Here is a 24412-nt window from a genome sequence, read left to right on the forward strand (position 1 = left end):
TTTGATTTTTAAGCTCAAAAGCCAGCTAGTTCAATTACCTACTTTATATTCCTTAATTAATGCTTCCACCGGAATTTGTAAAAGTCGGCTAAATTTCCTAATCATGGTTAGAGAAAGAGCCTGCTTGTAATTTAAAACTTTACTTATAGTGCCCTTATCTCCATATTCCTTTGCCGGGTTTGCAGATTTATATCCAAAATCTTCCATTCTGATCTTTATCAGCTCTACTGGATCTACTTCAGGAAGATCATCCTGCGACTTTTTGTACTGTGAAATGAGGTGCGCTAGTAAAACCTTTTCTTTATGTTCATCAGAGCCTCTCGATGTGCGTTTGATTTGTTCATACCTGGAAACGGCATTGTTATAGTCGTCTTCAGATTCGATTAAATACCATTGTGGTTTTCCAGTCATATCTTTTTCTATTTAAATATTAAGGCCAAATCCATTCAGATCGTTTTAGCGTCCACTTTGTCGTACTCCTGGTGATATTGAAACTTCCTACGCCGGGTCGTTCCCGCTATTCAGCGAAAATTTCTCAGGGAAAAATAGGCTCCTTTGATAAGTTTTGTTACCTACTCTGTAAGCATATTTAATTCTGGTATCTTCTTTATGGATTTTAATATCCTAATCCCCACAGTGATTGCGCTACCTCCTTAAATAGGCTATAAGAAGGTTGGTCAAGTAAAAAGACTTTGGATTCGTTACGAAGGATCATAGCGGGGTTATCCTTTAATACTTCAGCGGCAAATGAAGCATCCCGTGCTCCAAGATCAAACTTTGTTCCTCCAATAATTATCCAATTACCACTATTCTTAGCCTTGTCGTAGTTCCTGTCTACAAAATCCTGGTCCCCAATATTAAGCGACAATTGACTAATAGCCTCTGGCTCAAACCTGATACGATTATCAAGGAAAAGCTTACTAAATGCAGCAATTGCACCGACAGGAAGAGTTAAGATCGCCACCAATAAAGTAAAGACACTCAGTGCTTCTATAATACCAATCTTAATTAGATCCAATACCCCTGTTAAGACTCCAAAAATGGCGAAGTTGATGATAGCGACGTTCACTATCTTATTAAGGAGTCTTTCTGTGTTTGATATAAATTGTAATGTCAAGGAAAGATTGCGGAAATTTTATGTTTATACTAATGTAGTAGAAAGTGTTGAAATTTAAAAGATATTGTCACCCATTTTTGTGCGGTGCTCAATATAAAAATTCCACGGAAGACATCGGCATATTTATGTATCTAAGGTGCCAAATCGAATATCCAAATCTACAAGTGCCTAACCAGGAAGGCCGAGTGTAGAATTTGGATGAGACTTCAAATAAGTACAGGGGCGTGCGCTTGGAAGCACCGAGGTCTTGTACTTGTAAGATTTGCTAAAGTAGACAGGATTATTGTTTTTGTTTGTCTACCTAAGTTTTTTTGACCCCTTCTTTTTCCGATATTGGTAAATTGAAAGTCTTTCACAATGATTCAATCAAGGGCCCTTCTACTATTGCTAGTTATTATAAACATCAAACTATCCTTTGCCCAGTTAGCAATAATTAAAGATCCGGATGGCTATGTAAATGTCCGGCAGGATAAAAGTATTGAAGCAAAAGTTATTGCCAAGCTGTTCAATGACGACATTGTTATGGTATATTACGAGCCGGGAACTTTGTGGCGGGAGGTTTTCAAAACCTCCAAGTTCGGGGACATACACGGTTATATAAATAAAAGCAGGCTGACTGAGCTTACTCAGCTTGAATCGATAGCTGGAACGAGTGCTTTTCGAAACCGAAATGGAAATTCACTTTCCATTACCAACGATACCCTGTCGTTTTCTATTTCACTTAAACCATTCAATATTAAAGCACACCAAATTGAAAGGACAAAAGAAGGATACGTGCAAAAGATAGATGGAAGAATACCCTGGGGTATTGATGGAAATCTCCCCAAAATGGAAATATCAGGAATTTCTTTAAAAATTAAGGGAAAACTTGTTGTCATTCCCCCCAGCTGCTACAAAGATTTATTTGAAATTGGGCTGGAAAGTCTGAATATCTACCACGACAATAGAGGAACTACCTATATTTATTTTCCTAATAACAGCGATGGAGCGGGAGGGTATTTTGGTACTTGGGTAATAAAGGGGGGATTGTATAAGAACAGGTATGTGGATACTCTTTAAGGGAGAAGGAACAAGAGCAGGACTAGTTGCAGCTCGTTCAAGAGGCCACTCCGGCGACCACAGGGATAATCAGACAATAGGAACGGGGAATCATTACCAGGAATTCAGACTGATTTTGTGGAAAGGGAAGAACCCGATGTTCTGGTAGATTTATTCTCCTGGTATAAGGATTAAAAGATTGAGGGATTTATAAATACGATCCCCCGATCCATGATCATTGCAGGTAGGTCAATTATTTTAAACTTACCGGCCTAAGGGTATACCCCGCACTTTTTAATAACTCAATTATACCTTCTTTTCCTGGTAAGTGCCCTGCGCCAACAGCCAGAAACACGTTTCCTTTATTAAAAAAATCTGGTAAAAGCTTTACCCATTCCTTGTTGCGGTCGGTTAATAATGTTTTTAATTGTTCTGCACTGGAGTCGGGGCTTTCGCGGATTAATTTTTCTATCTGTGAAAGGTTTTCTGATTTGTAAGCTTCAAATAGTTTTTTTGATTCATTTGCGTAGCGCTCATTGTTACGTACCGTTTTCAAAAGGTCTTTCTTCTGTTTCTCGATTGGTGTATTGAGCAATAATGCGGACTGCTTTTCAATAGTCTCGAGGCCGGCTACCTGTTTGCCAGTCTTTGCGCCTTCTTTTTGGAAAAATATATCCAGTCCGGGGTTTTCCGGACTTATATTCCCTGGAGCAATTTTTGCCACCAGGATGATTTGTACGGTTGCGGGCTTAAGGGCATTGTAAACAGATAGCGGTGCGCCTGTCTTTGCCTTCATTACAGCATCCACCTCTGAAAACTCTGCAGGCGAAAGTACTTCATTCAAACCTTTCCCCTGTAAGGTCATATAAGGCATCATTTTTTGAGCCATTGTCATTTCGTCCTCAATAACAATCTCTCCAATAACAAGCTTAGAGTTCTGAAATACCTTCATCAGGCCGGGTAAGGTGTCAGTGAAACTTTTTCCCATAAGGTGGTAAGTCCCGTACAGGTACGATTTTTCTTGTAAGCCTTTACCGCTTATTTCCCAGAGCAAACCATTTTCGGATGTACTGGATTGGGCAAAAGATTGTAGCGCGAATAGCGCCGCGATGATAAGATTTAATAGTTTTATTTTCATTTTTATTAATTGATGTACTGCAAGATCACCAAAGGTCGGCCAAAGTTCTGTTTCTACGGTCTCATGCCTGTTTAATAATCTGATCGAAGTTTTGATTATCGAAATTTGGCGAGCTCTGAAAACTGCTTCCCAGTAGCTAAGTTAGGGAAAAAGCATATACCTACTTTCTCCATTTGATATTTCACTTAAACGGTGTTGTATCGGTTTTTGCGAGCGATCTACTGTTGCTTTTTTTATAAAAACTCATATTTCCGGTGCTGGAAATAAGTAAATTATATAAATTTAGGGCTTTAATTCTAATCGAATTAAAGTTTGATGAGTATGAGACTAGCCTTTATTGCAATTGCAGCACTATGTTCTATTAGCTGTAAGCCTTCTATTGAAAATCAGTTGCAGGGTAAGTGGGATTTCTACAAGGTCGAGTCCAGGGCCGAACGCGAATTTGAAAACAGCGACCACTTATCGATTAAAGTATTTGATGGTGTTTCCTCGCGTATTTTTGCCTCTAACTATATGTACTTCGAGGATGAAAAGAAGTGCACGGGTATACTTGGAGCAGAGACCGGAAATTATTTCTCAGGTAACTGGCATATAGAACCTAAAGATTCTACTTTATATTTAACTATTGAGGGGAAGGACGTTGCTTTCTTTAAAATTGAAAATATTGTAGATGATAAACTATACTGTACTTTTAAGAAAGCGCAGAAGAAATATTCATTGATCAGTCTTGATCAAATCCTTGTATTTAAGAGATCGCAGGAGGGAAATGAAGATGAAATGTCTTATACGAAGCCGCAGTTCAACCAGTGGCGCATCAAACCGAAGACATCTGAAAACTTCAATCAAATTAAAGAGCGTGTAAAAGGTGCCCTTCGCTATTCTGCCCTTGTGTGTAAGCTTGGTATGAAGTATAAAAGCAGGTCGGTTTCTACAGCCACTTTCAACCTGCCTTTGAAATATTATTCTAACGGGGTTATGATGAAGCCTCTTGGGGAATGTAAAGATTGGACGGCTCTTTTCTATGATGAGTACGATGCCCTTGTAGGCTACAATATTGTTGTTAAAGCCATTAAATCTGATTTGATCGTTCCTAGACTAGACTCTCCCATGGAAACGAATGAATTTATATTTACAGAGTTGTTGAAAACGATGAATTAAGAAAAGTACTAGACAGCAGGAGTATTTTTTTAGGAGCAGGCATACTCCAAATCCTTTTATTTTCAATTTCACTTATAATAATAAGAATTGTTTTATTCTATGAAAAAATGCAACTCCACATACTAATCATTAGCACTCTTTTTTTATCTGCTTGTTTCTCTGATGATCCGAAGAGTACTTTCGCGGAACGGACAGGATTGACAATTAGTGAATCAACATCCAATCTTGTTGTTACTGATGGATATGCTTTTTTATCAGGCGAATATAGTATTGTATTTAGGACTACAAATAGCCAAATAAAAAAGTGGTTAGCTTCTGCGCCGCCTTGGAATAATGGGCGCTGGCATAAAGGAAGTATCCCACACAACATTGGGGTGGCCTGTCAGTTTAATTTCAAAGAAAGGGTTGGACTGGTAGAAACTGAAAAGGGTGAAAAGTGGTATTATGGTGATGATGATTTATCTAAGCTTCTTAATGATACTACAAACTATTTTAGTTATGTTGAGGATTGCTGTTCCAATGATAAAGGCCTGAGGTTTCATGATCGTCGTCTACTAATTATTCAACCTGCCACGAAGATGGTGTATTATAGCGTATGGGATTATTAGAGCTTGTTTGTAATTTAGAACTATACCTAAAGGAATGCGATCCTTGCCCTCACTTAAAAAATTGCAAAAAAGAATTTAAGCATAAAAACCTCTGCTGGTCAGCAGAGGTTTTCACACTATTAACAGTGGCATAAATTAATCCCAAGCCATAAATCCTTGATATGCAAAATACAGTATAGCTATGTAAAAGCTGTATTTGATGATTTTTTTGATGGCTTTGTAGGTTGCGAACAAATAGGGGTTGTACATTGATTTGTCGAAAGTTGTTTTTGGTGCTTGTTCCATTTTATTGATATTTAGATGATTAATTAGATTATTGTTTTTCAGCTTCGGCTTTCAGATTGTTCAGCCATGTTTGTAATGATTGTTCCAGTCCGTTTTGAAATTTAGCTTGCATTAATGTAACTAGCCATCCTTCCATGCTTTCCTCAACACGAACGACCGTATTGTCGCCGTCCTGCAGAAATTGCCAATTGTGAATGGCGAAGGCTCCTAAGGCTTTGCCTGACCAGCCAATTTTCTGGGCGGGTATTGCGGTATGTAAGGTTGAATGAATAGTTAATCCACCACTTTTCCAATCAAAGCTGCTGCCTTTTGCAAATGGTCCTGTTAATATAGGCTCTTGGACGTCATTGTGCCATTCATCCCAATGATCTATTTCACTCATAATTTTATAGACCTTCTGTGGCGAGGCATTTATTGTTATTTGCTGGTAGGTCTTTACCGGTGCATCGGGGTTAATGGATTCAGATACAGTATATGAACTGAAGATTTCTAGACCGACGATGGTAATTGCTAGTAAACCGATGGCTGCAAGCGAAACGTATAGTAACTTTTTCATTTCTTTTTTACGGGTTAGGGTTAATTGAAGAAGTTCTTATAATCGTTTACAAACTGCTCGAAGCTGGCGGCAGGATGTCCCGTGATCTCAGGCACTGTATCAAAAACTTCTGAGGCTTCTCCTCTTGCATAGTGCGCGTAATCCTCAATGAGACCACCTACCTGCCATTCCGGAAAACCGGCAGCAGTTAATGCCCCTTGCATTTGTTCGGGACTTATATCTACATAGGTAATTTCGGTTCCCAGTACACGTGAGAAGATTTCGGCCATTTGGAAATGGGTAAGTGCTTCTGGTCCCGTAATGTTATAGATCTTATTTTCATGGTCAGGTTCAGTTAAAGCTTTTGCAGCTACCTCTGCTATATCCCTAATATCGACTGCGCTTACACTGGCGTTCCCTAAAGAGCCATAAAATTTCCGTTCCTTTCTTATATAGTGGCTGAATGCTGTAAATCCCTGCATAAATAGATTTGGACGCAGAAAGGTGTAATTCATGCCTAGCTCTTTGATCCTATTTTCGACGACCGCATGATATCGAAGAAAGCGTACCGGTGAAGCTTCATCAGCGGCTAGCTGCGATAGCTTTACAATTTGTTTAACGCCGACCTTATGCGCTGCGTTTACAAAGTTTAACTGGAGTTGCTCGGCGTTTTCTGATGAGTTAGTTAATAGAAATGCATTGTCAATGCCCTGCAACTCTTTCTCCAAGCTCTCGTTGTCGGCTAGATCACCAACGATTATCTGGGCTTGAGGTAAATGAGCCATTAAATCACCTTGTTCTTTATTCCGGACAAGTACTTTGAAAGAAGCTTTCAAATTCACTAATTTCTTTACGAGTTGCGTTCCTACGCTTCCTGTTGCTCCTGTAATTAAAAGATTTGTTTGTTCCATGATCTTGTTTTTTGATACTGTAAAATTCGGTTTAGTTGAAGAGGCAGAATTGTAAGAAAACGAAATGGGAACAGACCGGAACTAATTGGCCAAGCTCTAATTAAAATTGCGAGGGGTGGTATTGCGGGATTACCTTGGTAGATAAAAACAAGGTTTCGTGTTGTAGATGTCTAGAAATATCTTCGGGTGATTGCAATGCAATTAAAGGGTAGAGGGCATGGTGTCGATTCTGTGAGAGGTTAGCTCCTGGGATTACAGATTGCTTCCTGGAATTTGAGATATTTTGAGGGACTAATCCGCAAGTAATGGTTAAAATCTTTGATCAGCTGGCTTTGATCATAATAACCACATTGATCAATGATCTCAAACCAATCAACCTTAGTGTTTTCACATGAAATGGTCTGAACCATTTGTATCGCTTTTAAGAACCGGGAGTAACGATACATTTCTTTCGAACTGTATCCAAAATGCTTTTTATGATTGACTTGTATATACCTCTCAGATAATTTATTCTTTCTGGAGATTTCTTTTATCGGACTGAAGGTGGTACGGTCAAATTGGGCAAGCTGTTCGGCAATCTCATTCCGGTTTCTTAAATAAGGTTTGGCGAAATCCAGTACCTTTTGAATCCGGTCAGTGTTGCTATCAATATCTTTTATTTCAGACCATAATGTAGTGAAGCAATCTTGGCTTATTAATTCGTCGGGGTGAACGGACAGCCCTTGGGTAAGATCTGCATTTCCGAAAAATCTAAAAAAGGCATCGTCTTTGAAATTGCAAACTAATATCTCTGCACCAATTGGCAATATATAGTTAAATGCTTGTTTTATAGGACCCAGGACTATGCACCTTTCAACCGTAATGAGCTCTCCGGTTTGGGAAATAAAGGATGCAGGAAGTCCAAAATTGAAAATCATGATGGTTTGGTACGAAGGCAATAATGTTTTTTCGATTACTTCACCCGACTTATTCTCGGCGCAATAAAAATGAGAAAAAACATCTTTAAAGTCTGGCAGAGTCGAGATTCGGCAACTAGTATAACCTTCCATGTTTTCCAATCTACTGAAAAATAAAGCGTTTGAAATTCTAAAAAACGAATAGGCAGTTCTTTTAGCATTGCAAAATAAAGGCTTTTTTCAATAGCAAAGAAGCCAATGAATATTTTATTTTGACAAGGGATACGGTAAAAAGGCGAAGAAGTAGCACTTATGTAAATTCGGAAACATTACCGGGGAGGAATGGTAAGAAAACGAAGCGGCGGATTATGTCCATTTTGTTATTTTTACCTGCAACCTTATGTACGAACTGCTATTTAATAACTTCGAGAAAAACGGACTGGACTTGGACACTGCTGAAAGGGAGTTGATTCAGTCATTTTTCAAGCACAGGAAATACCGGAAAAACCAGTATGTAGTACAGCAGGGTGACGTATCCAAGTACGAAACCTTTGTCAACAAAGGTATGTTGAGGACGTACCTGGTGGACGATATAGGGCAGGAGCATACGATGAAGTTTAGTCCCGAAGACTGGTGGGCCGGCGACTTGTATAGCTTTACAACTGGTAACCCAAGCAGTTATAATGTGCAGTGCCTGGAGGATACGGAAGTACTGCAGATCTCGCAGCCGGACATGGAGCTTTTATTTGCAAGGGTTCCGAAAATGAACCTTTATTTCAGGATACTTTATCGCAATTCAGTAATAGCGTATAACAGGAGGGTTGCAGCAACACTATGTAACACTGCCCTTGAAAGATATTTGGAGTTTTTGAATAAGTATCCTCATATTCAGCAACGTGTACCTAATCATTTGATAGCCTCTTATCTCGGTATTGCTCCCCAAAGCCTAAGCCGGATACGGAAGCAGGTGCTGGTAAAAAGTTAACCTAGGTTAACAAAATTTCTTAACCTGGGCGTTCGCCCAAAATTCATCGTCTGCGGAAATTTGTAACAATAGATTTTCAGAAGCCTTGCATGCTTCGAGGAAAGCTCCAAAATACAATAGACAGATGAAATCAAACACGTACAAGGAATGGGGTGAGAAAATCTGCACCCAGCTTCCGTTCAGGAATGGAAAAACGGAAAAATCATTAGTGAACAATTTATTTAACCTAAAAAAATGAGAGAGTTGATTTTTAAGACGGGCCAGTCCTATGCCCCTTTAGTTCTGAGAATTCTTTTAGCAGCAGTTCTTTTTCCCCACGGGGCGCAGAAACTGTTGGGCTGGTTCGGAGGATTCGGATTTAGTGGTACCATGAATTTCTTTACCGAAACAATGAGTATTCCCTGGATAATTAGTTTCCTGGTAATCGTTCTAGAGTTTTTCGGTCCGGTGCTGTTGCTGTTAGGACTGGCAACTAGACTGGTTAGTGGAGCAATAACCGTCCTTATGCTGGGTATTCTGCTTACCTCTCACATGGAATATGGCTTTTTTATGAACTGGTTTGGTAATCAAAAGGGAGAAGGTATAGAATACTTTATACTTTTTCTGGCCGGAACGATTTCCTTGTTCTTGTCAGGAGGAGGTTTATGGTCAGCAGATAGGTTGATTTATAATACAAAGGACTAATACAATGAATGTACAGGTGAATATTGTAAACGCATTCAGCTATAATGAGGAGGGAGGAAATAAAGCTGGTGTGGTGCTTGACGCAGACGACCTATCCAAGGAACAGAAGCAGGAGGTAGCCCGGAAAATTGGCCTTTCAGAAACAGCCTTTATAAGTAGATCTGACCTTGCTGATTTTAAGCTTGAGTTTTTTACCCCAAGTCGCCAAATAGCTCATTGCGGTCACGCAACCATTGCAAGTTTTGCTTTTCTAAAGGAAAAGGGCAGAGTAGGGAACAAGAGTGCGACCAGTAAGGAGACGATTGACGGGATCAGGGAGATAAGGTTTTTAGATGGGGAAGTTTACATGGAACAGAAAACTCCCATCTTTACTTACCCCGATCAAAGGGAAACAAAAATGATCTTGGACTCCCTGGGCTTGCATATGGTGCCTAACGTTCCTCCATGCTTCGTAAACACCGGAAACAGCTTCATGGTTCTGGACGTGGGGGATGAAGTTACTCTCAGAGGATTGGAACCGGACTATACAAAGATTACAGAGATTACCCAGCGAAATAATCTGATCGGGTACTATGTATTTTTCAAGAGTTTTGGCGACTTCGATGCCTCTGCAAGGATGTTTGCCCCGGCGTACGGGATAGAGGAGGAAGCTGCCACTGGTATGGCTGCTGGACCATTAGCGGCTTGGCTTTATGAATATGGGAAGAAAAAAGAGGAGTACAGGATAGCTCAGGGATACTTTATGAAGGAGCCTTCCCCCAGCCGTATCGCAGTAAAGCTTCAGGCGGAGAGTGCCCTAATAGCCTCCATGTTTGCTGGGGGAGAAGCTACCGTATCGGAGGTGAGATCAGTTGAGGTATTTTGAGTCTTTCAATTGTTAAAAAAAGATCATGAATTATTACCTTTTTTGTAAATTAATATTCGCTCGTTTCAAACGAAAGGTACGAAGTTATGGTAGATCTCCCGGCATGCGGGAGATCATTTGCGCTGTAATCTTTACGAAATAACAGTTTGAGAAAAAACACCTCCATGAATTCCCTACATGTTCAGTTTGCCCATGTCTAACGTTGTTTCAGAGGGTGTGTAACCCCTTACTTGAAACACCTGCCTGTTAGCAGGAAGGTAATTAGCCTCGCCTCCACGCCGGGTATAAATTGCAAGGCCACCACCTCCACCTCCGGGAGCGCCGAAGAAAGGTGGGGGATATGCTTTTACGATTGCTATATCTGTTATGGGTATATTTGCAATATCCTGTGCCGACACCCTCATCTCATTTATAAAAAACGTTACAGGTGAACCGCGCCACCTGGCCGTACCCCCATTAAAACCACCTGGTGCTATTTGCAAACCGGCGACTCTACCCTGCAGGTAGGCGAAAATATCCGTAAAGCCTAATGCATTAGGGTCATCCATAATACTAATTAGCCGTTCGTTGCCGGATCGGAATAAGCCGCTGGCGTATTCTTCATTGAACTGCTGAGCGGGACTTTTGGCGGTAGCCTTTACTACCACTGCCTGAAGTTCAATCCTTGGGCCTGCGAAACTAGTCTGTGGCGCTTTTACGGGCTGATCGAGTTTTGAACGTATTGCTGATGGTGGATTGCCCAGATAAAATACTCGTCCCGCTACTGCTAAAGGTTGATAAGTAGAATCGAGTAGAGTGCTTATGCGGATGTCTAGTTGCCGGTTAGTGTTTCCGGCATCGGAAAAGGCCATCAGTGCATTATCTTCAAATAGCCAGTTATTGATGGAGAACGTACCGTTAGTTGCCACGGGAACTTCCTGGTAGTCCCACTCGCCAGTTTTGGTCAATAACATCGCTTGGATACTGCCTAATTTCTTTGCGTCCTGTATTTTACCTCTCACTTCGAAGAAGCGTTGCTGCAAACCTGCCAGAAGCGTGTATTTGCCTTTTGCCAGCGATTCAGGTAAATACAAAGCCCCGGAAGCCTGTCCTTTAATCATAGGCCAGCGGAGATGTGTACGCAGTCCTTGTTCGTTTTCAACAATCAGCTCCAGCGTTGCCAGGCCCTGATCTATTATCTTACCGCTGTTATCTTTGTAATCCACTTTTACAATTAAGGAATCCCCGGGCTGTAATACGTTCTTGTTCAGTTGTATATCCAGCTGGTTCCTGTTCTGTTGTGCCTGTAAGGTGAACGTCATCAACAGGCAGGTAAAAAGGGATAAAATCGCGCTTCTCATAATAATAAATTAAACAATATTGAGGCCAGACAGTGCTGACGAAATAGAAAAGAAAAATAAATTCAAAAGGGGACTGCTTTCGAAACGGCTAAGCAGCCAGAACAATCCCTCTGATTATTAATAAACGGTAGAAATGATTGAAAATTTTGAGATTTACAGGAAAAACTTTAGTGGGCCGAAGCTCACAAACGGAGGGCTGGAAGGTTCGTAGTTCAAAGGTTCGGGACATTATTAGGAAGAACTTGGGGGAAGGGCTAAACAGCCATCTGATTTAAAATCAGATGACTGGCGACTAGACCTTTTTGGGTGGCAAATCAAATGCAATTGCTTCATGGTCAAAATGACCGTTGTGAGCTCCATCACAAAATGGTTTGTTCTTAGAAAGTCCGCAGCGACAGATAGATACTACGGTGCGGCCTTGCAAGCCATAAGAATTCCCATTCTTATCCACTATCTCGAAATCTCCTTCGATTCTAACAGAACCGTTATTGTTAATTGTAAGTTTTGTTGTTGCCATTATCTGTTTTGGGCAAAAGTAGAATAATGCATCGAAATACAAGGATCTAAATTTAGAATACCTTCCTCAGCAGATAGTCGAACGTAAACTTTGGTTCAAACCCTAAAATGCGTTTAGCTTTCTTAGTAACATAAACCCGGTCAATACTATCTGGGAAGGACCAGTTTTTAGACGCATAGATGGTTTCGGCTTTGGGATAAAGTTTTAAAATAGCCTCTTCAGGGTTTTCCACAACGGCCTTACCAAGCTTACCTGTCGACCCTGTTACTAATACTCTCATTAGGACTTTTTTTCAAAAATATTTTAAAAAAAGCCACACCGTCCGTGTCTCCTGTCAAATGGATTTTCTAAACACTCTCTTCCCCGATCCCTTCTTCTTTTAAATAGCGGTAACACTAATTAAATATTCACGAATGTTTAGGCTCTTTCTATTTGAGTTGTAATGGTTCTATCAGTGATTTTATCATCATCTGCCAGCATGATGGCTTTGCTGATAATCACGGAAAGTCCTGAATCTCCCTCAAAAGGTAGAAATAGTTTTTCAGTTGGATCTTTCCTAGAACGATCAGGAACAATACACAAATATTGGTCATTGGGCTCCATGAGGATGTTGGTACTACCCAAATGTATCTTATAAGTCCGCTTTTTACCTTTTACAATTAAGAACTTGTCTTTTAGCTCGGCTACTTTAGAAATCTTTAACCTGGGTAATAAGCGTTTAACTGTTTCCCTTCTGTTTTTAGCAACCTCAGACAATTCTCCAAAAGAGTACGAGCTCCAATATTCATGGTACCCGGGGAGCCCTCCATTATCTCGCCAAAGTGGATCATTTCCAACACTTGACACTGCAACGAAAAGATCTACATCTCTCATCACTTCAGAAAAGACATGAACAGGTACCTCCGCTAATGGTACCGTTTCCCTGGTATTCTGATTTAAAAAGCGCACCTGATCTGTAGTAATATACCCGAAAATACCTGCGTCTGTTGCTTGTTCTCCATCTACAGGTATTGTCCAATATTGCGCGATGAGGCCTGAGGTAGGCAGAGTGGTAGAAGCAATACCATCTGCGCCGTTATCGAACTGCCCTTGGATCATATACCTCCAGTTTCGAGCTTTTGCCAATGGCATGAACTGATGCTGTTTTAAGATATGGGCTGCCATCCGGTTACTGTAAACATTTGTGTTAACCTCAGCATCCGTTAACAAATACACTTCCCGGAAGGCTTGCTTTATTGGTTGGGTAATTTCTTTTCTGATCAATAATTGTCTCCAGGCTTTCACTTCCTCCGTTGAGGCTGTGGCAGGATGCCAGAGGCTGATGGAACACCCTTTGGGAAATTGAACCACTTCTCCACTGCTGTTGATCCAATTTGAGTCTAACCACAATAAATTTACCTGTTGGTCTTCCGTACTAAACGACCAAATAAGTTTCCTGGTAAGGAGGGAAAGTAGCCCGTGGTTGAAGTAGCAGTTGAAAAAGTGCTCAGCAGAGTATTTGGAAAGCATCTTGAAGTTATTGTCAAGGCGCTCCTTTTGGGCGCTCAAGCTTTGCTCTATTTGCTTAACCATTATCTTAACCTTCTTTAGCTCACCAGAATATTGTTCTTTCAAACTAGAGGGCTCTGCTTTTTGATAGCTGTTATCTTTCTTTCGCCATAGAACATTTACCTTCAATTTTTCTACACGAAGGACTGCAGTATAATCTCCTATTTCAATAGCTTTGGAAGCATCTACTAGACCGAAATCGTCGACCGACAGGTCTTCTAGATCCGAAACCGGAATTCGACGTTCCGCTGCAGCCATTTCTAAATTCTTTTCAATAATGCGAAGCGTACTGGGAAGTTTAATTTTTACCCGTAATCGCGACAGTAAACCAATACCTTCAAGTCCCTCTGATTTTGCCAGTGCAACAACACAGGCATTTCCAACTACAGTACAGATCTGCCCATGCCATGGTATTTTCTTATAACATTTATCAGCTAAGGAAGCTATTACTTCAAGAACGTCCCTTTCCGGAAAACAAGCCGCAACCCAAACAAGTCCTTTCATGGTTTCTGCCGCCGGAGCAGAGATGAATTGGTATTGAAAATAAGGGCCCTCATCTGGTACTGTTGTTTCTGTTCCCTTAAAAGAGATTAAAAATTCGGCTAAGTGAATAAATGCTTTCTTAAATTCAGGAAGTGCCTCTATACCTATTAATTTTTTAGCTTCCTGTAAATACTTTAGTGCCGGCTTTGAGCCGCTAGCTTTAGTGCTAAGGTTAATTATACTCAACCAAAGCTTTTTTTCGCTGCTGGTGAGGTTGTTGAGATATGAATTAGCAAATTCAACAAAAGGATCTTCGCCAGGAAACCGGAGTAGGTCTGTTTCATTCTTACTGGAATGCGTACCTAAAATTTCTCTGATAAGTCCTTTTATTTTATGATGTTCAACATCTGAACAAAAGTCTGTGGAGCTTGTAAGTTTGGTATCAAGATCTGATAATACCTGTTTAAGATTCTCAGGGAGATCAGGGTTTTTATATTTTTTTGATATTTGATTGAGAATACCTTGAAGCGGAACAAACACAGGATATTTACTCCGATTATTATACTTAATTGCAGCTCTTATTAATGCTTCCGACCTCTCATCGTCTGCTTGAGGGCGGCTCTTCATGATCTGCCCCATGAAAAGTCTTGCGACCCAAGATTTACGATAAGGTCTGTCGTCGCCTGTATAAGAGCTTGTTGTACTGTAAAAAGAGGCCGTGAATTTGGCCATATATAGGTAGAAATCTATTTTCTGGGCATCGTCAAAACAAGCAACAACCCTTTCATAGACTTCAAAATCATGATGTTTTAATTTCCACCAACTATCTTTTAAATTGCCTTCAACCACTGCTCGATCTAAGATTCCATCAAAAATTTCTTCAAAATTTTGTATTTCCTTAGCCTCGTTTGTTTTCACAAATAGGTTTTTGATAGTATCAGATATTCCCATTTTATCCGCCAACTAAAGGTGTTAGTTTTATAAAGCTTACTTCAGTGCGTTGGTTTACCAGCACCTCTTGGTCCAGGTATTCAGCCTGATTATTATCTATCAAGACAAAGAAGCCGTTTTGTTGAAAAGCATCTAGCGCAGTGTAGATCTGCTGCTCTGGATCAATTTTCATATCTCTCTTCCTTAATCTGTACCCGTTCAACTCGGACTCAGAATCAGAAGGCTTCACTAACCCGTAATAAACCAGTGGTGATCTTTGATTATAATCTTGAACTTCTGCCGTTACTCGTGCCTCAATTATCTCCCTAACCGTAGTTCTTTCAGACGCTATTTGAATTTTTATCTCATTAAGGATGTTGCCTCCAATGGTTTCGTCTTTAATTGTAATAGTAAGGTTACTCATAAAACGTTTACTTGTCATGAAGCTACATATTTTCATTGAAATTTAAAATGAATAGAAGATTAATAGACGTTAGGGCGAGGTTGGCGGTGGGTGAAGGTATTAGGGTGCGCTTATCGTTCGAAACAACCTTCGGTCAGGACGGGTTAAAGCAACATGCAAAAAGGTGAATTAAATCGATTTATGGAGGCGCAGCAGGAAGATTATGCCGTCGCGCTTAGCGAAATTAAGCAGGGCCGTAAACGTAGTCACTGGATGTGGTATATCTTTCCCCAACTAAATGGCTTAGGTTATTCTGCTATGTCCATAAAATACGGCATAAAAGACCTAAAAGAAGCAGAAGTTTACCTTAAGCACCCAGTGCTGGGGGCAAGACTTGTGGAGATCAGCAAGGAATTGCTGGAGTTGTCCCAGCAGAATGCTACAGAAATCTTTGGTTCGCCGGATGATATGAAACTGCATTCTTCAATGACCTTATTTTCTTGTGTAACAGGAGCTGATGAGATTTTTGATAAAGTGCTTCTGAAATTCTTTGGTGGGAAAAAGGATGCGCAAACGCTAAGGTTGCTTGGTAGATAATTATGAATATTTGATAGGAGAAAGCAGGAAACAATGTATATTGCAAGTAAGTATGTTTAAGGAAAAAATATTTTAATCTTCCGTTTTATCAATTGCTCCGCCTTTTTGATCTAAACTTTTGGGTAAAAATAGCTAGACCTTTGAACTAGTTCGATGAAAATCGTAAATAGAATGAATATAAAAACAACCTTTTCCTTTGCTATTGCTGCGTTAAGCGCATCTCTTTCTTTCGGCCAAGACCATCATACAGGGAGTTTAGAGAAGGCGTAAATGAACCTAAGTACTTTTTTTAATTCATATTTAATTTTCACCTTGATCATTGTTTTCGTTTCCTGTAGTAAACCGAAAATAATTATGGACCCAGGTTATACAGAAGGTACTTTCCACGGAGGCACAATGAACGGCAGAAACTACTTAGCTACCTACAGCTATTATGTCCAAGGACAGCCATAAATTTTGCAATACGGACCTGTCAGTAGCGATTTTATCGTTGGCGATAAGTTTCTTTTCGAATACAGTAAAAAAGAGCCACAGATAGCTCGTATTATTCATTGCAAACCTTTGTTTGGAAAGGCGGAAAAAATTGACACTACCAGCACCAATTACATAACTGTTTCGCCCTATGATAGAACCATCAATTTCCGTTACCGGGTTAACGGTAGAGATTATACAAGATGTCAGGAAATTAGTGATACTGTAGATATAGATTTGTTTAGAGCTGCCAGAAGGTTCAAGCTGAGGTATTTAGTAAGCAATCCAGAGAGAAGTATTTTAGATTTCTGAAATGATAAATAAAACTAGACGTGCGAATTTTTTTTTGATTTTTCTATTGGTTTTAGGCCTTGCTGTAACCTATTACTACTCATATCCCGAGGAAAAAATTAAGAGAGGTGTTATAATTGATAAAATACTAGTCCTTAAAGCAAAAAGGAAACTTTTGGTATATTCTAATGGAACCTTGGTAAAGTCATATACTATTGCATTAGGGAGGAGTCCCATTGGTGATAAGCAATTCGAGGGCGACAATAAAACTCCAGAAGGAATTTATAAGATATATGCAAAAAACCCTCGCAGTGGCTGGCATAAGAACCTTGGCATTTCATATCCCAACTTGGAAGATCGCAGACAAGCAAAACCTCTAAATAAATCCCCTGGTGGTGAAATAAAAATTCATGGTTTGAAGAATGGAAGAGGCTTTATTGGAAGATTTCATCGTTGGAAGGATTGGACTCAGGGTTGTATTGCGTTAACTAATGAGGAAGTAGACGAAATTTATGAACATACCCCAATTGGTACAACTATAGAGATTCGGCAATAAAAGTTCGTGTAAATAGTAATACCGCTGTAGTGGTATCTTATCTAACAGAAAACCAGCAAGGAACATTAGGAGTAGCTTTATTCTATCGGTTGGAGAAATGCAGGATTTGTTATGAATTATTTAATTGCCAATTAAAAGGACTTTAGCCAATTAGAATGGTAGGTGAGTTGATGAAAGAAATATGACGGATTGGGATGATTCATTTTAAGAAAGTTGAAATTTAGAAATCTAGATTCTATTAAATTAGGGCACCAATAGGAAATAACTCGATACTGAAAAATGACATCACCAAAACTAGCAAAGGAAGAAGAAAGTCCAGATTATATGAGGGGACTGTTCAAATGCTACATCAAAGATACTCTCGGGGGGTTACCCAAAGAAAAACACGAAGTCTTAAATAATATGAAACTATACGAGGTGTTTAGCTTGCCGGAAGCAGATTGGAAAGTGGTGATAGCCAAAGTGCTTAACCTTTCAGAGACTATCGATATAGCTATCTGGGACCTATGGATAAAATTTGAGAAGAAAAAATATGAATACACGATAGAGGATTATGCTTCCGACTTTATAGACCAGTACTACAAAGAGGATAGCAGAGTAGATGTATGGCAATCCGAGGAACAATTAGAATTGGCCAAACGAAGAATAGTAGAGTATAATGACATGAAGGTTTCCCGATAGGGTAAAGGAGATCCTACAAATTACACTTCACAAAATTATCCTTTTGATTTCTCTATTAGTAAGCCTGAACAGTTTTTTAAGCCCCGTCAAGAATTGGATGATACAGAAATCTAGATAAATAGTACTCCTTCCGACAGCAGCACAAATTCTTAATAGTACGCAATATTTTCCAAGACTAGAAAAAGTACCCTGGCTACTTTTGAATAAAATTAAGGTTATGAAAAAGCTTATTTATTTGATAGTACTAATACTAATTGCATGTGGAGCACAAGCACAGACAACAGTTCAACGCAAAGACCTATTAAGCGTTGAATTCGCAGCCAGAAGTTTCAATCGAGTGGATGCAAAAGAAATAGTAATGCAGCCAGGCCAAAAGGCCCCGCTTCACCACCATCCCTGTCCGGTAGTGGGCTACATAGCGGAGGGAAATTTGATCTACCAGGTGAAAGGGAAGCCAGAACAGCGTTTAAAGACAGGCGATTCCTTTTATGAGCCATCAGGAACAGCGATCTTACGGTTTGATAATGCATCAAAAGAACAACCTCTGAAGTTTATCGCATTCTATTTAAATGCTGGAGAACCCGAGCTAACAGAACTTCTTAAAGTAGACTAAAATAAGGTAAAGGCTTGTTAAATTAGCACAATAGAAAACTGAAGATGTTCGAAACTTGGAAGCTGAAAGCATTCGACAACCTTGAACTTGTAAGATCTACTGCAATACAAATGGATGCGCCAAAACATTTTCATGAAGGCTTTGCCATAGGAATTGCGACAAAAGGACTTCAGACAATGCAGTTGGAGAAAGGTGATTACACTATCCCTCCAGGATCTTTGATGTTCTTAAACCCCCGCGAGACACATGCTCACAAACAAATACCGTATTCACCTTGGTCTCACCAGATGGTTTACATCAGTCCCGAGTACATCTTCTGGTTACAAAAAGAAGGAATAATCACAAGAAAAGGGGAGTTATGGTTTGATGCTCCCATTGCAACCAGTCCAGAAATATATAATAACTTCCTTAATTTCCACAGATTGCTTGCTTCTGGTAACACCTGCCCGCATACCACCTTAATCTTCAACGAAACCATTGCTGCAATATTTAACAATTGGAGCATAACGAAAGGAAAAGAGGAAAGACCTTCTTTAGTTGGGCAGGTGGAGAATATACAGAATTATCTGGAACAGCATTACCGGACAAAGCTAAATTTGGATGAACTAGCGGCTCGGTTTAAGATTAACAAGTTCCAGCTAATCCGGGATTTTAAGCGCTCTAAAGGCGTTACTCCTAATGAATACTTAAACATTATAAGAATTGAAGCAGCGAAGAAGTATTTAGCAGAGGGCCATTCCCTTGTGGCTTCCGCTTATATGACGGGCTTTTATGACCAGAGCCATTTTTCAAACTACTTCTTGAAGTACACCTGCTTTACACCCGGTCAGTTCCAACGAAGCTGTATTGCCTGAGCCTTAATTTTTATAAGTAGACAGGAAGAAAGCAACTTCGGTAGGCGGATTATGAGTTGAAGGTGCGGAATAGTATAAACTAAACTTTTAATTGGATGGGATAGTATCTTTTGATAGGGGCAGACTGAAATAAAATGTACTGCCTTTTTCCGGGGTTGAGTTAAACCAGATCCTTCCGCCGGCTCTGTCGATGATCTCCTTAGAAATGTAGAGACCGAGACCTAAGTTTAACCCTGCTCCGGGATTACTTTTTTCTGCTTGATGGAAGCGGTTAAAGATAAAGGGCTTCTGATCATCTGGGATCCCTATTCCAAAATCCTCAATGCTTACCACCAATTGACCGTCTTCTTGTAATACGGATATGTTTACAGTATCAGCACCGGGAGAGTACCGAACAGCGTTTGTTATTAGGTTAATTAACACTTGACTTATCCGGTTCTTGTCGGCATTTACGATCAAAGATGGGTTTTGAAGGATCACGAGCCTGTGTGAAGGTGAAACTAATTGCAGATCGCGCACAAGATTGCTTATCAATTCACTTATGTCGAACACCTCTTCCTTAAATTCCAGCTTTCCGGATTCAATTCGCGAAACGTCGAGCAGATCCCGGATAAGGACTTCCAGTCTGCTTATTTGAGCTTCCATCCTCTGCACGTGACTTCTATTGCCACAGTTTTCGTTCTTAAGGATTTCGCGATGCAGAAGTTGTGTATATGCCTTTAGGGAAGTAACGGGCGTTTTAAGTTCGTGACTAACCGTGCTCACAAATTCATCTTTTTGTTTCTGCATCTGCATGATCATCTCAATATCGGTAGCAGTTCCTATCCAGATCTGCTCCTCATCTCCCGCGAAATCTAGCGGCTTCAAGGTATTTAGATGCCATCGGTAGGAGCCATCGTAACGGCGCAAACGGCATCTGAATTCCCCAGCCTTTTGTTCAGAGAACAGGTTATTAAAAACTTCACGTGTTTTATTATAGTCATCCGGATGGATAATCTCAGCCAAACCAATTCCCTGGTTATTTGAATGATTCGACCCTGTATAGTCCAACCATTTCTTATTCAGGAATTGGATTTCGCCTTTCTGATTGGTGGTCCAGGTTATTTGGGCCAGGCTGTTCAGCATACTTTTGAGTCGCTCCTCACTTTCCTCTACTAGTCGCCTTGATAATACCCGATCGGTAACGTTATGGCCATAAACCCTTATGCCGTCAATTTGCCCATCATCTGAATACCTTGCCTGAATAACAAAATCGAGGTAATAGTGAACAAATTCAGTTTGATTGTCTTGCGGTATTGAAACAAGGGACTCTCTTCCTTCAAAGCTCTGACCCGTTTGGTAGACCTGATCCATTACATCAAGGAAGCCTTGTTCAACGAGTTCTGGTAAAGCTTCAGCAAAGGTTTTGCCGAGCAATTCTCTACCGGGAAAAAGCTGTTGAAAGCCGGGATTTATAAAGTCGAAGACAAATTTGGGGCCACTATAAACGCAAATAACAGCGGGAGCTTCCATAAGTAAACGATATAGGGATTTACGCCTGCTTTCTGCTACTTCGAAACTGATGCGTTCTTTTTTAGCCAATTCGAAAGCCCCTGTAATGTCAACAACGGTATGATTGATGAACTTCACATCTCCATTGCTGTCCAGAATAGGTGTATTAGATGCTTCCCAGTATTTTAATTGAAACTCATCTGTGCCTCTTATTGGTATGTCGTACCGCTGAGCTGGCAGACGACTTTTCTTTTTGCTACTTAGGCACTCTTCCAGACTACCCCTTAAGGCTTCAACAGGCTCATTTTCCGTATCATTTGGATTTTTAGGGAAGGCGGTAAATACTGGCTTTCCGATTAAATCTAATTCCGTTGTGTTCGTTGCCCTGTAATATTCTTGATTGGCAAATAGAATGGTATAGACAGGTGGGTTTGCTTCTAATATTAGGCAAGGCGGCGCTGCTTCTAAAAACTGGTAAGTCTCATTTGAAAGGTGCATGAACTGTGACTAGCAATAATAATGCTACCAGTAACAGCTATTGCGAGATTCTGGTTTTTGGGAAGATAAAATCTAGTGATACCTTTTACAATTATGAGTTCTTTGAGAAGGATTTCAACAATTCGAAAAACCCGATAAAGTGAAGAAGCAGGGGAAGAAGGGTGCAAAATAAAACACCCAGTTTGATTTTTTTTTCGCCTATTTTCAGGCCCGCTCGGAAAATGAAACACTAAGAAGAGGGGTAAAAAAGGCTATATTTGCCCTTCTAATTTTATCACATTAATGAAGAAAGCTCTACACCTCCTTACACTGCTTTGTTTTTTTACCGTTACACACGCCCAAACCTGGCAATCTTTAGGGCCAGATGATAACAACAGAATTACTCCCTTTGCTACTTATTTCGACAATGCTTATCCATCACTATTTCTTCGAAATGGAATTCCCTACGTTTCTTATAGGGATAATAACAGCAGGAGAGCTTATGTAAAAAAATATGAAAGTGAGACATGGCAGCTTATCGGCGATGGTCCAATTTCAGAAGGATCTATTTCTTATTCTGATATAACGGCCGATGAGTCTGCAATTTACATTGTTTATACTGACGGTAACGCTTCCTCAAAAGTTACTGTAAAGAAATACAATGGGAAGGCTTGGCAGTTGGTGGGAAACCAGGGTTTTTCTGCAGGCGCTGCGGCCTTTACCCGAATAATAAATTTTAAAAATAGCCTCTTCGTAGCTTACCAGGACGCCAGTCAAGGTAATAAAATCTCTGTACAAAAATTCAATGGAGAGACCTGGGAACTAATAGGTTCAGCAGGATTTAGTAACGGAGCATCTACGGATATATCAATTTGTACTGACAACACAAGCCTGTATGTTTGTTACCGCGATGGGTCTGATGGAAACAAGGCTGTTGTGAAAAAATTTAACAGTAATAAGTGGGAAACAGTAGGAACTACAAGTGCTAGCCCCGGGAGAGCGGTAAGTTTGGCATTTGCGATTAACAAAGCTGTACCATATGTGCTTTATATGGATGACTCAGAGTCACCAAAGAAGGTGGTGGTTCGCAAATTCGATGGAAACGAGTGGGTGACAGTAGGGGCTTCGATAAGTGAAAGTAATATTCAATATTGCAGTATCGCTTTTGATGGTGATCAACCCTACATTGCTTATCGGGCCGCATCTTATGCGGTGGCATTTATAAAACGGCTTATTAATAACGATTGGGAATCCGTTGGTTATTTCACAATGTATGGAAATAATATTCAGATTGCTTTTTATAATCGCACACCTTTCGTTCTTTCTTCCGATAAACTGTTAGAAGTTCAAAAATTTGAAAATGACGCTTGGAAATCACTTGGAGCTGGAACCGGGGTTGGCGCTAGTACGATTAAACCCGCCCTAGCAATTCTCAATAATACGCCCTATTTAGCTTATCTGGACAATGATACCTATAAGGTAACCGTAAAGAAATTTAATGGAACTTCCTGGGAAACGATCCTTAAATCAGGAATTTATGCAAGAACCATTGCTGGCCTGACCTTAAGTACTAGCGGTAATGCCTTATACCTTGGGTATGTTGATCACCAAAGTGCAATTGCAAGAAAATATGATGGCAGTAACTGGCAGCTTTTAAGCTCTGGAACTATTTATAGTTCTTCGCTTCCTAGCTGGACGGCAAGCTTTGCCTTTGATGGTGGTTCTGCCTGGGTAGCTTATGATGATCCTGATGCCAATAAAAAGCTAACGGTAAAGAAGGTGAATGGTAGTGCGTGGGTTTTACAGGGTACGGCCGGGGTCTTTACTTCTGGAGGTAAATATAAACTGGCGGCTAATGGAGGTGCACCTTACCTCGCTTATGTCGACGGGGTCAATGGCAATAAGGTTTCCGTTAAGAAATTTGACGGCACTAAATGGCTGGTTGTGGGAGCGGTCTTGACACCGATATATTCAGGAGATCATGACCTATCGCTGGTTTTTGGAAATAATGTTCCGTACTTGCACTTCAAATCCAACGCATTTCCTCCAAATTTCCTTGTAAAAAAAGTTAGTGGAAGCGGTTGGGCAGATGTAGGTACTGCACGATTTACCACTGATATTCTTTCTGCCGACTGTGAACTTGCCTTTGGCAATAATCAGGTCCTGGCACTTTATACAGATAACGGCGCCGGTAACAAGCCCGCGGTGAAGAGGTCAACAGCCACTTCTTGGTTGGGTTCAGGTTGGATGTCTGTCGGTAGTGCAAGCAGGCCTACAATTGCAAGCGACGATAAGAACATAATTGCTGCTTATGACTCAGACGGCATATTTGTTAAAAGTATGAGATTTGACGTGCTTGCGGTAAAAATTGCAGGTGTAAACCTTAAAGAAACCCTCGCTGGGGCTGTCCGACTTGATTGGAGGGTTCTAACTTCGAGTGACAGTCATAGCTTTTTAATAGAAAGAAGTCGGGACCTAAAAGAGTTCGAAGAAGTGGGCAGAATTTTTAGCAATAATCGTATCGGGACTTTTTCATTTGAAGACCTTAGTCCGATCGATGGAATTAGTTATTACCGACTTAGTGAAATTGATGTAAACGGAGTGGTTACTGAGTTGGAAACAAAAAGTTTAAGTTCGGGTAATTCCAGCGGCAAAAGTTTTGTGTATCCCAATCCAACTACTAACCGGATATATATTAAAAACGGAAAACTTTCTGGTTTCTACCACGTGAGGCTGTTTAATAGCGATGGTGCTGTTGTACAAAGTAGCTACGTTAAGTTTGAGAATGGGATAGCCGATCTATCTTTAAATAGTAACCTAGCTGCCGGACTTTACCTTGTTGGAGTTGACGGTTTGTCTAGATCTTATATGTTCACTTTGCAGAAATAAGATTTGAATAGTTATGAATAATAGCCTTTTAAGCTGGCAGTAGCAGCTTAA

26 protein-coding genes and 1 pseudogene are annotated in these 24412 nt (G+C 40.3%); 15 read left to right on the forward strand and 12 right to left on the reverse strand.

Translation table 11 applies throughout. The features are described 5' to 3' along the window. Window positions 1–30: 30 nt before the first annotated feature. Together J4N25_RS13815 and J4N25_RS13820 are read right to left on the reverse strand one after the other, a co-directional pair. A complete protein-coding gene (locus J4N25_RS13815; protein ID WP_207420254.1) occupies window positions 31–411 on the reverse strand; it encodes a helix-turn-helix domain-containing protein in 381 nt (126 codons plus the stop codon). Window positions 412–616: 205 nt separating this feature from the next. Continuing rightward, entirely contained in the window at window positions 617–1069 is a 453-nt protein-coding gene (locus tag J4N25_RS13820; RefSeq protein ID WP_207420255.1) for a hypothetical protein, read from the reverse strand. A gap of 405 nt (window positions 1070–1474) precedes the next feature. On the opposite strand from J4N25_RS13820, the gene J4N25_RS13825 reads away from it, so the two are divergent. Then, on the forward strand, window positions 1475–2176 hold the full coding sequence (locus J4N25_RS13825; RefSeq protein WP_207420256.1) for an SH3 domain-containing protein: 702 nt from the start codon (window positions 1475–1477) through the stop codon (window positions 2174–2176). After that, window positions 2160–2324 carry a hypothetical protein gene (locus J4N25_RS13830; protein WP_207420257.1) on the forward strand — a complete coding sequence of 55 codons (165 nt, stop codon included), beginning with the start codon at window positions 2160–2162 and terminating at the stop codon, window positions 2322–2324. The genes J4N25_RS13825 and J4N25_RS13830 overlap by 17 nt, the downstream gene beginning before the upstream one ends. Window positions 2325–2408: 84 nt before the next feature. On the opposite strand, the gene J4N25_RS13835 is transcribed toward J4N25_RS13830, so the two are convergent. Beyond that, window positions 2409–3293 carry a TraB/GumN family protein gene (locus tag J4N25_RS13835; protein WP_207420258.1) on the reverse strand — a complete coding sequence of 295 codons (885 nt, stop codon included), beginning with the start codon at window positions 3291–3293 and terminating at the stop codon, window positions 2409–2411. 321 nt (window positions 3294–3614) lie between these two features. Here J4N25_RS13835 and J4N25_RS13840 point away from each other — a divergent pair, with 321 nt between their 5' ends. Next, window positions 3615–4451: a hypothetical protein gene (locus tag J4N25_RS13840; RefSeq protein WP_207420259.1), complete on the forward strand. Its 837-nt coding sequence runs from the start codon at window positions 3615–3617 to the stop codon at window positions 4449–4451. Window positions 4452–4558: 107 nt separating this feature from the next. Then, a complete protein-coding gene (locus tag J4N25_RS13845) occupies window positions 4559–5059 on the forward strand; it encodes a hypothetical protein (RefSeq protein WP_207420260.1) in 501 nt (166 codons plus the stop codon). Between the two features lie 313 nt (window positions 5060–5372). On the opposite strand, the gene J4N25_RS13850 is transcribed toward J4N25_RS13845, so the two are convergent. The 3 genes from J4N25_RS13850 to J4N25_RS13860 all read right to left on the reverse strand — a co-directional run bounded on the left by J4N25_RS13850 (window position 5373) and on the right by J4N25_RS13860 (window position 7839). Further along, window positions 5373–5900, reverse strand: a complete 528-nt coding sequence (locus tag J4N25_RS13850) for an SRPBCC family protein (RefSeq protein WP_207420261.1) — start codon at window positions 5898–5900, stop codon at window positions 5373–5375. Between the two features lie 20 nt (window positions 5901–5920). Further along, entirely contained in the window at window positions 5921–6790 is an 870-nt protein-coding gene (locus tag J4N25_RS13855) for an SDR family oxidoreductase (protein WP_207420262.1), read from the reverse strand. Window positions 6791–7029: 239 nt separating this feature from the next. Further along, window positions 7030–7839, reverse strand: a complete 810-nt coding sequence (locus J4N25_RS13860; protein WP_207420263.1) for a helix-turn-helix domain-containing protein — start codon at window positions 7837–7839, stop codon at window positions 7030–7032. 247 nt (window positions 7840–8086) lie between these two features. Between J4N25_RS13860 and J4N25_RS13865 the strand changes: the two genes are divergently transcribed. The 4 genes and pseudogenes from J4N25_RS13865 (at window position 8087) to J4N25_RS13875 (ending at window position 10220) form a co-directional block, all read left to right on the forward strand. Next, entirely contained in the window at window positions 8087–8671 is a 585-nt protein-coding gene (locus J4N25_RS13865; RefSeq protein ID WP_207420264.1) for a Crp/Fnr family transcriptional regulator, read from the forward strand. A 46-nt stretch (window positions 8672–8717) separates the two neighbouring features. Next, window positions 8718–8909, forward strand: a pseudogene (locus J4N25_RS27145) (hypothetical protein); the annotation flags it as partial. Further along, window positions 8906–9355 (forward strand): DoxX family protein, encoded by a 450-nt coding sequence (locus tag J4N25_RS13870; protein ID WP_207420265.1) that lies wholly within the window; start codon window positions 8906–8908, stop codon window positions 9353–9355. The pseudogene J4N25_RS27145 and the gene J4N25_RS13870, both read left to right, overlap by 4 nt. Window positions 9356–9359: 4 nt before the next feature. Continuing rightward, window positions 9360–10220 (forward strand): PhzF family phenazine biosynthesis protein, encoded by an 861-nt coding sequence (locus tag J4N25_RS13875; protein ID WP_207420266.1) that lies wholly within the window; start codon window positions 9360–9362, stop codon window positions 10218–10220. A gap of 173 nt (window positions 10221–10393) precedes the next feature. On the opposite strand, the gene J4N25_RS13880 is transcribed toward J4N25_RS13875, so the two are convergent. The 5 genes from J4N25_RS13880 to J4N25_RS13900 all read right to left on the reverse strand — a co-directional run bounded on the left by J4N25_RS13880 (window position 10394) and on the right by J4N25_RS13900 (window position 15480). Next, complete coding sequence (locus J4N25_RS13880; RefSeq protein WP_207420267.1) at window positions 10394–11560, reverse strand: hypothetical protein; 1167 nt, start codon at window positions 11558–11560, stop codon at window positions 10394–10396. A 292-nt stretch (window positions 11561–11852) separates the two neighbouring features. Continuing rightward, window positions 11853–12077: a CDGSH iron-sulfur domain-containing protein gene (locus J4N25_RS13885; RefSeq protein ID WP_207420268.1), complete on the reverse strand. Its 225-nt coding sequence runs from the start codon at window positions 12075–12077 to the stop codon at window positions 11853–11855. 52 nt (window positions 12078–12129) lie between these two features. After that, entirely contained in the window at window positions 12130–12357 is a 228-nt protein-coding gene (locus J4N25_RS13890) for a hypothetical protein (protein WP_207420269.1), read from the reverse strand. Between the two features lie 137 nt (window positions 12358–12494). Further along, a complete protein-coding gene (locus J4N25_RS27150; RefSeq protein ID WP_207420270.1) occupies window positions 12495–15026 on the reverse strand; it encodes a DUF4132 domain-containing protein in 2532 nt (843 codons plus the stop codon). Between the two features lie 34 nt (window positions 15027–15060). Then, window positions 15061–15480, reverse strand: a complete 420-nt coding sequence (locus J4N25_RS13900; protein WP_207420271.1) for a hypothetical protein — start codon at window positions 15478–15480, stop codon at window positions 15061–15063. A gap of 135 nt (window positions 15481–15615) precedes the next feature. Here J4N25_RS13900 and J4N25_RS13905 point away from each other — a divergent pair, with 135 nt between their 5' ends. The 6 genes from J4N25_RS13905 (at window position 15616) to J4N25_RS13930 (ending at window position 19504) form a co-directional block, all read left to right on the forward strand. Next, on the forward strand, window positions 15616–16038 hold the full coding sequence (locus J4N25_RS13905; RefSeq protein ID WP_207420272.1) for a DUF1810 domain-containing protein: 423 nt from the start codon (window positions 15616–15618) through the stop codon (window positions 16036–16038). A gap of 456 nt (window positions 16039–16494) precedes the next feature. Further along, window positions 16495–16821, forward strand: coding sequence for a hypothetical protein (locus J4N25_RS13910; protein WP_207420273.1), 327 nt, complete (start codon window positions 16495–16497; stop codon window positions 16819–16821). A 1-nt stretch (window position 16822) separates the two neighbouring features. Then, window positions 16823–17356, forward strand: coding sequence for a L,D-transpeptidase family protein (locus J4N25_RS13915; RefSeq protein WP_207420274.1), 534 nt, complete (start codon window positions 16823–16825; stop codon window positions 17354–17356). A 402-nt stretch (window positions 17357–17758) separates the two neighbouring features. Continuing rightward, window positions 17759–18037: a hypothetical protein gene (locus tag J4N25_RS13920; RefSeq protein ID WP_207420275.1), complete on the forward strand. Its 279-nt coding sequence runs from the start codon at window positions 17759–17761 to the stop codon at window positions 18035–18037. A 217-nt stretch (window positions 18038–18254) separates the two neighbouring features. After that, window positions 18255–18650, forward strand: coding sequence for a cupin domain-containing protein (locus J4N25_RS13925; protein WP_207420276.1), 396 nt, complete (start codon window positions 18255–18257; stop codon window positions 18648–18650). Window positions 18651–18694: 44 nt separating this feature from the next. Then, on the forward strand, window positions 18695–19504 hold the full coding sequence (locus J4N25_RS13930; protein ID WP_207420277.1) for an AraC family transcriptional regulator: 810 nt from the start codon (window positions 18695–18697) through the stop codon (window positions 19502–19504). An 87-nt stretch (window positions 19505–19591) separates the two neighbouring features. On the opposite strand, the gene J4N25_RS13935 is transcribed toward J4N25_RS13930, so the two are convergent. Further along, window positions 19592–21493, reverse strand: a complete 1902-nt coding sequence (locus J4N25_RS13935; protein WP_207420278.1) for an ATP-binding protein — start codon at window positions 21491–21493, stop codon at window positions 19592–19594. Window positions 21494–21775: 282 nt separating this feature from the next. Here J4N25_RS13935 and J4N25_RS13940 point away from each other — a divergent pair, with 282 nt between their 5' ends. Next, complete coding sequence (locus tag J4N25_RS13940) at window positions 21776–24361, forward strand: T9SS type A sorting domain-containing protein (protein WP_207420279.1); 2586 nt, start codon at window positions 21776–21778, stop codon at window positions 24359–24361. Window positions 24362–24412 lie beyond the last annotated feature (51 nt).

This window comes from Desertivirga brevis (assembly GCF_017355835.1).